Source organism: Burkholderia sp. MSMB1498 (genome assembly GCF_001526245.1).
In the GTDB taxonomy this organism is placed as follows: Bacteria; Pseudomonadota; Gammaproteobacteria; order Burkholderiales; family Burkholderiaceae; genus Burkholderia; species Burkholderia savannae.
This window is the reverse complement of the sequence record NZ_LOYJ01000074.1, coordinates 1-9380: the sequence shown is the minus strand read 5'-3', so window position 1 is coordinate 9380 and position 9380 is coordinate 1. Positions and strand designations below refer to the sequence as shown.

Annotated in this window: 9 protein-coding genes and 1 pseudogene; 3 read left to right on the top strand and 7 right to left on the bottom strand. The window is 60.7% G+C overall.

Features of this window, described 5'->3' with window-relative positions; all coding sequences use genetic code 11:
• The 3 genes and pseudogenes from WS91_RS33460 to WS91_RS16780 form a co-directional block, all read left to right on the top strand.
• A partial coding sequence (locus tag WS91_RS33460; RefSeq protein ID WP_082758222.1) for a DUF1427 family protein occupies positions 1–217 on the top strand: 217 nt, incomplete at its 5' end.
• 436 nt (positions 218–653) lie between these two features.
• Entirely contained in the window at positions 654–1334 is a 681-nt protein-coding gene (locus WS91_RS16785) for a hydrolase (protein ID WP_038755466.1), read from the top strand.
• A 191-nt stretch (positions 1335–1525) separates the two neighbouring features.
• Positions 1526–2303, top strand: a pseudogene (locus WS91_RS16780) (IS5/IS1182 family transposase); the annotation flags it as partial.
• A gap of 108 nt (positions 2304–2411) precedes the next feature.
• Here WS91_RS16780 and WS91_RS16775 read toward each other — a convergent pair.
• The 7 genes from WS91_RS16775 to WS91_RS16745 all read right to left on the bottom strand — a co-directional run.
• The gene (locus tag WS91_RS16775) at positions 2412–3329 is read right to left on the bottom strand and encodes a LysR family transcriptional regulator (protein WP_059584769.1); all 918 of its coding nucleotides are present in this window, start codon (positions 3327–3329) and stop codon (positions 2412–2414) included.
• Between the two features lie 331 nt (positions 3330–3660).
• On the bottom strand, positions 3661–5103 hold the full coding sequence (locus WS91_RS16770; RefSeq protein ID WP_059670642.1) for an alginate export family protein: 1443 nt from the start codon (positions 5101–5103) through the stop codon (positions 3661–3663).
• A gap of 29 nt (positions 5104–5132) precedes the next feature.
• Positions 5133–5891, bottom strand: coding sequence for a YoaK family protein (locus tag WS91_RS16765; RefSeq protein WP_231752037.1), 759 nt, complete (start codon positions 5889–5891; stop codon positions 5133–5135).
• A gap of 11 nt (positions 5892–5902) precedes the next feature.
• Positions 5903–6769, bottom strand: a complete 867-nt coding sequence (locus WS91_RS16760; protein WP_231752038.1) for a glyoxalase — start codon at positions 6767–6769, stop codon at positions 5903–5905.
• 48 nt (positions 6770–6817) lie between these two features.
• On the bottom strand, positions 6818–7273 hold the full coding sequence (locus WS91_RS16755; RefSeq protein ID WP_038755460.1) for a DoxX family protein: 456 nt from the start codon (positions 7271–7273) through the stop codon (positions 6818–6820).
• Between the two features lies 1 nt (position 7274).
• On the bottom strand, positions 7275–9167 hold the full coding sequence (locus WS91_RS16750; RefSeq protein WP_038755458.1) for an amidohydrolase: 1893 nt from the start codon (positions 9165–9167) through the stop codon (positions 7275–7277).
• Positions 9164–9380, bottom strand: a 217-nt coding sequence (locus WS91_RS16745) for a DUF1427 family protein (RefSeq protein ID WP_059670640.1), incomplete at its 5' end; no start/stop codon positions are given. The genes WS91_RS16750 and WS91_RS16745, both read right to left, overlap by 4 nt.

Genomic DNA, 9380 nt, shown 5'->3' with positions numbered 1-9380 from the left:
GCCGGCGCCGCCGCTTATTGCGCTGCTCGGCCTGCTCGGCATGCTGGGCGGCGAGCAGATCGCACCGCTCGCAAAACGCTTGCTTGGCGGGAACACGCTGCAGGCCGCCTGGCGCGATGCAGGTTGCAGCAACCACATCTTGGGGATGCTGCCCGGCCGGCCGGCGTCCAAGCAGTCAAGCTCCAAATCGGATTCCACCGGGGACATTCGCTCATGACGTGGCCGCCCCAGGCAACTGGCTCATGGTCGCGGTCGGCGCACTGGTCATGTTGCGGTTGTCCTCGATTACAACGCATTCGCATATTGGGTATTCCGCGGCAAGGTCGACTCGTCCGGACGGCACCGAACCATGGGCGGCCTGATATGGGTCGTCGAACATGTTTCGCGCCGGCGCATTGCGTGAGCAACCCTTCCTCGTTCCCGCATTCCGAGCCGCCAACCGAGACGGCTGGAAGTCGGCACGGTAACAGACCTGTACGTCGCATCTCTCCTGCTGTTCGCGTTGATCTGCGCCTTGCTGCATGTCCTGTTCACGATGATTTCCCGACTTTAGTGCCAATGCGGCAAAGCTGTTATTCGCGCAACCGCGCAACCACCGGTCGTTCCAGCACTGTTCTGGCGCTGCGATTGGCCTCACTATCAGGAGTATTCCGATGAGCGCACCCGCAAACTTCAATGGTCAGCGCCCCGTCCTTGACCCGAACGATTCCGCCATGCTGCTGATCGACCATCAAAGCGGCCTGTTCCAGACCGTCAAGGACATGGAAATGACCGTCCTGCGTAATCACGCCATTGCGCTAGCCAAGATCGCAACGCTCTGCAAGATACCGGTGATCACGACCGCGTCGGTTCCGCAAGGACCGAACGGTCCGTTGATCCCCGAAATCCACGAAAGCGCGCCGCATGCAAAATATGTCGCTCGCAAGGGGCAGATTAACGCCTGGGACAATCCCGTTTTCGTCGACGCGGTCAAGGCAACGGGACGCAAGACGTTGATCATCGCCGGCACCATCACGAGCATCTGCATGGCTTTCCCCGCCATCTCGGCCGTGCAGGAAGGCTACAAGGTCTTCGCCGTGGTTGATGCCTCCGGCACGTACTCGAAAATGGCGCAGGAGATCACACTCGCTCGTGTCGTTCAAGCGGGCGTGGTTCCGGTCGACACGGCAGCGGTAGCCGGCGAACTGCAGCAGACCTGGCATCGTCCTGATGCGCAGCAATGGGTCGATGTCTACGCGATGATTTTCCCTCAGTACCGACTGCTCATCGAGAGCTATCTCAAGGCCCAGGATGTCGTGAAGAACAACGAGCAGCTCGATTCGGAACGGTCGTAACGCTTGCGACGGTGCCAGCGCGCCGCCGCTGGCACCGCTTGCCGAATGTCGCTTTCCGGTGCTTCGGCGCCGCTTCTCGCACGCCTCGTGAACCGCCCGCCCGCTGTCGCGTGACCATCGCAAACGGCTCACCAGGTGATTGCATCCGTGTCAGGCCTGCAACGCGTTCGCAACCGGGTCGCGAGGAACACAAGGGGCTTGGTGAAGTTAGCGTCGAAGAGCGGCTGGCGGAGACGATCGAGGCGGCCAAATGGGCCAAGGTCGTCAAGCACGCGAGTCTGAAGCGCTTGATCGTCGATACGACGGTGATGGAGAAGGCGATTGCCCATCCGACCGATTTGCGGCTGCTCGAGCGCTGCCGCGAACATCTGGTGAAGGCAGCCGCCCGGCATGGGCTGAAGCTGCGGCAGAACGACAACCGTGAGGCGTCGCGCCTGGCGAAACAGATTGGCCGCTATGCGCACGCGAAGCAGTACAAGCGGATGAAGGGGGCGTTGCGGACCTTGTGTCTGCGTATGGGCAGCGTGATGAGAGACGTCGAACGGCAACTCGATGGCGTCGCACGGCAAAGCCGCCCTGCGCTGGAAGACTTGATTGGCCGCACGAAGCGGATTCTGTCGCAGAAGCAAAAGGACAAGAACAAGCTGTACGCACTACATGCGCCGGAAGTCGAGTGTCTGGCCAAGGGCAAGGCGCGCAAGCCGTACGAATGCGGCGTGAAGGTGTCGATCACGACGACGCACAAGGAAGGCTTCGTCGTGGGCGCGCGCTCGGTGCCGGGCAATCCGTACGCCGGGCACACGCTGACCGAAGCGCTGGAGCAGGCGGCGATCCTGGGCGACGTCCAACCGGAACGCCGTCGCTGATCCCGGCTACAAGGTCGTCGCCATCGATGGGGTGTAGGTCTATCACCCGGGTTTGCGACGCGGCATCACACGCGGCCTGCGCGCGATGATCCGGCGACGCAGCGAGTCGCGCTATGCCGACGTCGCCTTTGCTGCGCCGAAGGATCGTTTGTCACGCGAGTTTCCGCGTTCCGTTGATTCATCCATCCGTGGAGTGAGGTCGTGTTTGGAGCTACGGCGAACAACTCTGCTCGGCGCTCGCCACATGATCGAAGTTGGAGACGATGTGATCGACAAAGGTTCGAACCTTGGCCGCCAGGTAGCGACGACTCGGGTATGCCACATGAATATCGAACTTTGGATGCCGATGATCGCCGAAGAGATGCACGAGGCGACCACACGTTATATCCCCTTTGATCAAATAATCAGGCAAAGTGGCAATGCCCATGCCGAGAATCGCCAACTTGCGCAGCATCTCGATGTTGTTTGCAACGAATCGATTGAGCGGTTGACTGCACGCCGCGCCACCTAACCCAGCAAAAGTGCAATCTTCGCCCCAATGATCGGCCGGCAGGCTCAAACATACATGGTGGGAAATCTGCTCTGCTCGATTCGGAACCCCATGCTTCTCCAGGTAACTCGGCGCCGCGCATACAATCCAACTTTCAGTCGTCAGGCGACGCGTAACGATGCTCGAGCTGCGCATTTGCTTGGAAACCATAATCCCGACATCGAAGCCGTCTTCGACCAGATCGACCTGATTGTCGAGTAGCGTCAAGTCCGGCACGATCTTGGGAAATCGCGCGCTGTATGACTGCAGAAGCGGAGCCAAACTGTTCAAGCCAAACACGATGGGGGCGACGATTCGCAACGTGCCAGACGGCTCGCGGTTCCCGGCGGCAACCATCTCTTTGGCGTCGTCGAGTTCAACCAGAATCTGACGCGCCTTTTCCAGATAAACACGCCCCGGCTCCGTAAGTGAAAGGCTACGCGTTGTCCGATTCAACAACCTCGTGCCAAGGTGAGCTTCCAACGCTGCAAGTGCGCGTGTTACTACTGCATTTGAAATATCCAACGCGGACGCCGCACGTGTAAAGCCGCCAAGATCCACAATCTTTACAAACACTCGGAGCGATTGAAAATAGTCCATTCTCAATTTCAACTGCAACATAAATATTCGATTTTTGCTTTCTCGAAAACCATCTGGAATCGATATTCAAAACGCTGTTCCCGCCACGATCGTCTAACCGATGGCCGTGGCGAATGGCGCTCGGAACCAGGCTGCGCCGGCCCGGATGTCAAGACGGCCGGGCGGACATGTGGCACGCCAAACGTGCTCGCCGGGGGCTGTCCGCTCGAAGGCGGTCTTGCAAACTCTGCCGACATGGCCCGGTGATCCGCGATGCAACCGGCACCCTCACAAGTCGATCCGGGAAACCAACTCGTTCATATGGCCCGCGAATCGATCGCCCAGCCATCCATTACCATCCGTATTTGAATTCGATGCCTGCATAGTCGGCATTTTTGCCTCCCAAACTCCGGATGGCATTACCCGCCTGAAAATGAACGGCCTCGATCGAGCTGATCAGATTGTCGGCAACCGTCCAGTCCGACCGAAGCTGTACGTACATCCCGGTCCACCGGGAACCATGCTCTGCGGTACCTGGCACGGCAACGTTGCCTTGTTGATAAATGGCGTCATTCGCCGTTTGGCGCCACTGAAAGCCCAATGCAGCAAGTAATGAGAGCCTGCTCGACGGCTTCAACGTGATTGACGGTTTGATGTGAACAATGTTCGCGTAACCGGTGAATCCCGCCAGCGTGAAATAGTAGCCGTTCGGAAAGAGCGGATTGAACGTTCCCACTCGGCCGTCTCCCGGATGCCGATCGCCGGACGCCACATCGATCTGAAGACCAACGCGAGGCGTGCCCCAACCCTCCAGCGCGTAGCCCACGAGCGAGCCAATCGCCCATGCATTGATTACGTCGCGGCCGACGTGGCCCGTTTGCAGCATGGATTCGACGTCCCAATCGGCATGCCCAGCCTTTCCGGAATAGCGCAAATCGAATACATCCCGATGCTCGTCGCCCTTTGCGTCGAGAAATACCGCGTTGCTTCGGTTGTAACGCGAGTAGTAACCGGACAGATCACCCGGGCCGACGTCCTTGCGCTCGAAACGCACGCCGCTGAAGGTGAGATGTCGGTTCGATCTGTCGTCGAACGCCGTACTGCCTCGATTTTGCACCGGTTGCGTCGCATAACCGATAAAGCGCCACTTGCTGTATTCCAGATCGCCCCAGACTGCATCAAAGCTTTGCCGAACATTCGGGCCTTCGCGAACGGAAATGAAGCGTTGCAGATCGAAAGCCATTTCCTGCCGCCCTATGCGAAACTTCGCCGTAGCCCCAGCCGCGTGCCCCACCCATGCGACGAACGCCTGCTCGATATCCGGCGGGCTCCTGTCGACCGGCGTCGCGATATCCTTGCCATACGCTCGCGCATCCACGAGTTGGACGAACACCTGATAATGTTGCGCGATCCGTAAGTCCGCACTGACCTGCGCCCGTTGCAGCAGCCGGGTGTTGGCGGATGCCGGACCAACGCCGAACAGCGGCGCTCCACTGATCTCGACACGCTCCCGGAGATTCGCGCCAAGAGACAGGTACGAGTGCGGATCGTCGCCGAGTGGGATGTATTTGAGGTCGTCCAGAGGCTTTGCCGGCACGCACGGGTCAGCCAGAACCGACCAGTCTTCCTGCCAGCGGTTGGAGAGCACGCGCGGCCGCTTCTGCGCGCACGCCACCGCATTCTCATTCGCCTCCACGCGCTTGCCGATGCCAAGGCCGAATGCCGCGGCCACCATGATGGGCAGCACAGAGCAGTTGTGGCGTCGACGAATGAATGCCGGCCAACGCAACCACATTCGACTATCCTGCATTGATGTCGCTCGCATCATGGGTTCGGCCCCGGCATTGCTGCGCGATCCTGCGCGCCCGGCGCGTTGAGGAAGAGGCTCAGTGCAAGCGTGACGAGCAACGCGACCGGCAGCATCAGCGCCCAAAACGAAACATATCGATAAGCCAACGCACCGATGACGGCGCCGGACCCGAAACATGAGATGGCCCGGAGCAGCTTCCCGAGGCGGATGCGGACGGCCATCTTCGTGTCGACCGGCGTCTCCGAGGAAGCAAGGTTCACTACATCGAGCACGGCCTGAGTGACGTTGCCGGTCATCACGGTATTCGGCACGCTAACGCGGTCGATCAACCGGCTGTGGGCATTCTGCACGCCCATGGCCGCCGCGCCGAGCATCCCGCACACGATGATCGGCACGCTATCGGCGCCGAGTGCCGGTTCGATGCCGACGCCGGAAACGCAGAAAGCCACCAGGAGCGCCGCCTGAATCGCGTACAAGGACACCGCTCTTCGATTGGCGTCCTGAGACCGCATGGCCTTCACCACCGCGCTGCTTAATACGATGCCGGAGACGAACGCGGGGAAGGTCATCAGTTTCGTGAAGATGCCCTGTCCATAACCGGCAACGTCCACGCCGATCAACACGAAGTTGCCCGTCACATGCGCCGTGAAGAGACCAAACAGGGCGACGAAGCTGAATGTGTCGACATAGCCGGCAATGGCTGCAAGCACATTGTCTTCGTGCCTCTTCGTCCAGGCCCGATTGGGGAGCATCGAACGGACGGTAATCAACATGCGCGCTTTAGTCATCGGGCTGCGGCGTGAATTTCGGCAATATAGCCGCCCGGGAACCGCACAAACGCCGCTTCGCGCTTGTCCGATGTGAACGGCTGTACCAGCACCGTCGCACCGGCGGACTGCGCTTTTTTCAACGTGCCGGCGAGGTTCGCCACTTCGTAGCCAGTCGTTTCGCGGCCAAAAGGATAGGGCAAATGACCGTCGGTGACGGCGACCGTCATCTTTCCAAAGCCCGATTCGATGCGGATGCGGCGATACGCATCGTTCGGCCGCCCGATCTCCGCGCCCGAAGCATCGTGCACGTCCGACACCACTTTTCCGTGCGAGAACGCGACGAAGTCGCGCACCAGTTCATCAGCGCGGTCCGGCGACACATAGACGCGATTCTCCGGTACCGTCTTCAACTCTTCGTACCTCCGCGCCTGCGTGTGCCAGTAAAACTGCATCTGGACGCCGCCCGGCCACACGACGATCGCGTCGCGCCCGACTGGATCGGGGAATGGCGCAACGGTCACGTCCGCGCCGTGCGCTTTCGCCGACTGGATTGCCGCATCCATGTCGGTCACCATATAGCCTGTGCGTTCATCACCGAAAGGATAGGGAATCGGCGTCTTGAAACCGAATACCGACAGCGTGCCGACCGGCGTGAACACGAGCTGCGAAATCGTTCGGCTCGGCGCCGGCGTTACCTGGAACTCGCCTTGCTTTGACTTGTGACCGCCGAACGTTGCGAGAAAGCTTTCGACGAATGTGTCGAAATCTTCCGGTGCCACGTACACGTGCGTTGTGTCGTACTGGGGGCCGACGGATACCGTCGGCGCCGAGACTGGCGTCGCGACGGCTAGCAGCGTCGAGACGAGGCCGGTGGTGACCATGCTGGTCGCGATCAAGAGACGGAAGAGGGACATGGCATTGAAGTATCTTTATGGTTTTTCATGAAGATGGCGCTTGCCATCTCGACGAATCGAATCGGACAGCCACACCGCCATTAACAGCGCGGCAATCAATCCGAGATGCTCGAAAAAGCTGTTGGCCGCACGCAGCCGAGCGGCACCGGCCATGTTCCAGAAATCATTCGCGACCAGCATCGCGACTGCCGTCAGGCATCCGAGGCCGCCGGCGCCGAGCCAAGCAAGACGATCCGCGATGACGCAAACCGACCCGCCCAGCTCGACGGCAATGGCGAGAGCCGCCCAAAGCCACCCTGGTCGAAGTCCGAAGTGATCCAGCTCGGCGATGGCCGCCCGATAATTCAAGAGCTTCGTTAGGCTGCCGAACAGGTAGGCGGACACCAGCGCCGTTCGAGCCATTGGCACAAGCGGGCGCCAGCCGAGGATCGCGCTCACCCATGCGGGACGGCGAGTCTTGACCGCGTCCATATCAAATCGCCCAGCACGCACAGCCGAGCGCTCCCCAGAACGAACGCGCATCGGACGCGGGTACGCTGCGCAACCACGCCTGGTCGTGGCTGTGCCCATGCACGATGCATGCGTTTGCGCAACCGCACGACGCGCCGGCCACCTTCTGCAACGCCGCCTCTGCGTCGCCCTTCGAATCCCTCCAGGCCGCAAAGCCGCCGAACCGCCGCACCGGCGACCAGTCGGGCATGGCGGGCGGCGGCTCGCCGTCGTCGAGAAAAGCGAACTCGCCCGTTCCATAGACAACGCGCCCGCCTACCAGCGTCAACATCGAAGTCGTGTGCGCGATGTCGTCCTCGGCACAGGAGAAGAAGTCGCGGTCCGGCACGATCAGATCGGCGAATTGTCCAACCGCGATCTGCCCTTTCTTTCCTTCCTCGTTCGAGAACCAGGTCACCTTCTCAGTCCACATGCGCAGCGCCGTTTCGCGATCGACGCAGTTGCGTTGCGGGTACAGGCGCAGACCGCCGACCGTTCTTCCCGTCACCAGCCACGCGAGGGATACCCACGGGTTGTACGAAGCGACTCTCGTGGCGTCGGTGCCGGCCGATAGCCGAATGCCCTTCTCCAGCATCTTCGCCACCGGCGGCGTGGCTGCCGCGGCGGTCGAGCCGTAGAGTTCGACGAAGTATTCACCTTGATAAGCCATCCGATGCTGGACGGCGACGCCGCCGCCGAGTGCGGCGATACGATCCATCGAGCGCTCCGAGATCGTCTCGGCATGATCGAAGAACCAGTTGAGACCCGCCAGCGGTATATCGCGGTTGACCTTTTCGAATACGTCGAGCGCGCCGCTGATTGTCTCGTCATACGTCGCGTGCAAGCGCCACGGCCAGCGATTCTCGGCCAGCACGCGCACCACGGCCTCCAGTTCGTCTTCCATCTGTAGCGGCGTGTCAGGCCGCGGCTCACGAAAATCCTCGAAGTCTGCGGCGGAATAGACGAGCATTTCACCGGCACCGTTGTGCCGAAAGTAATCGTCCCCCTGCTTGTACTTCGAGGTTTTTGTCCAATTGAGGAAGTCCTGCTTTTCTTCCTTCGGTTTTTGCGTGAACAGGTTGTACGCAAGCCGCACGGTCAGTTGTCCTTCATCCGCGAGCCTTTGAATCACCTCGTAGTCTTCCGGATAGTTCTGGAAACCGCCGCCCGCGTCGATCACGCCGGTGACACCGAGTCGATTCAGTTCGCGCATGAAATGACGCGTCGAATTCAACTGATAGTCGAATGGCAGTTTGGGGCCTTTCGCGAGGGTCTCGTAGAGAATCGATGCATTCGGTTTCGCGAGCAGCAGGCCAGTCGGGTTGCCTTGGCCATCGCGCATGATCTTGCCGCCAGGAGGCTCGGGGGTTTCCTTCGTGTATCCGACGACGCGCAATGCTGCAGCGTTCAACAACGCGCGGTCGTACAGATGCAGGATGAATACCGGTGTATCCGGCGCCACGGCGTTCAGCTCGTCGATGGTCGGCAACCGCTTTTCGACGAACTGCTGCTCGGTGAAGCCGCCTACCACGCGCACCCACTGCGGCGGCGGCGTGATCGCGACTTGCCGCTTCAGCATGTCCATTGCATCGGCCAGCGAGCGCACACCGTCCCAACGGAGTTCCATATTGAAGTTCAAGCCGCCTCGCACGAGATGCGCATGGTTGTCGATCAGCCCCGGTAGTACGAGGCGGCCGTTCAGATCGACAATGCGCGTGTTCGAACCGGCGAGCGGCATGATTTCCGCCTCGTCGCCGACAGCGACGAACGTGCCGTTTTCGATTGCGACTGCGCTCGCCGTCGGCTTCGACCGATTCAGAGTCACGAATCGTCCGTTGCGCAAGACGAGATCGGGAATGTGGAAAGAGGCGGTCATGAGCGAATGTCTCCGGTGGATTCCGATATGGCGCTTGACTGCTTGGGCGCCGGCCGGCCGGGCAGCATCCCCAAGATGTGGTTGCTGCAACCTGCATCGCGCCAGGCGGCCTGCAGCGTATTTCCGGCAAGCAAGCGTTTTGCGAGCGGTGCGATCTGCTCGCCGCCCAGCATGCCGAGCAGGCCGAGCAGCGCGATGAGTGGCGGCGCGGGT

Bases quoted from the DNA above. Each gene is read 5' to 3' on its own strand.
- WS91_RS16785 (WP_038755466.1), top strand. From the start codon at position 654: ATGAGCGCACCCGCAAACTTCAATGGTCAGCGCCCCGTCCTTGACCCG.
- WS91_RS16775 (WP_059584769.1), bottom strand. From the start codon at position 3,329: ATGGACTATTTTCAATCGCTCCGAGTGTTTGTAAAGATTGTGGATCTT.
- WS91_RS16770 (WP_059670642.1), bottom strand. From the start codon at position 5,103: ATGTGGTTGCGTTGGCCGGCATTCATTCGTCGACGCCACAACTGCTCT.
- WS91_RS16765 (WP_231752037.1), bottom strand. From the start codon at position 5,891: ATGTTGATTACCGTCCGTTCGATGCTCCCCAATCGGGCCTGGACGAAG.
- WS91_RS16760 (WP_231752038.1), bottom strand. From the start codon at position 6,769: ATGGTCACCACCGGCCTCGTCTCGACGCTGCTAGCCGTCGCGACGCCA.
- WS91_RS16755 (WP_038755460.1), bottom strand. From the start codon at position 7,273: ATGGACGCGGTCAAGACTCGCCGTCCCGCATGGGTGAGCGCGATCCTC.
- WS91_RS16750 (WP_038755458.1), bottom strand. From the start codon at position 9,167: ATGACCGCCTCTTTCCACATTCCCGATCTCGTCTTGCGCAACGGACGA.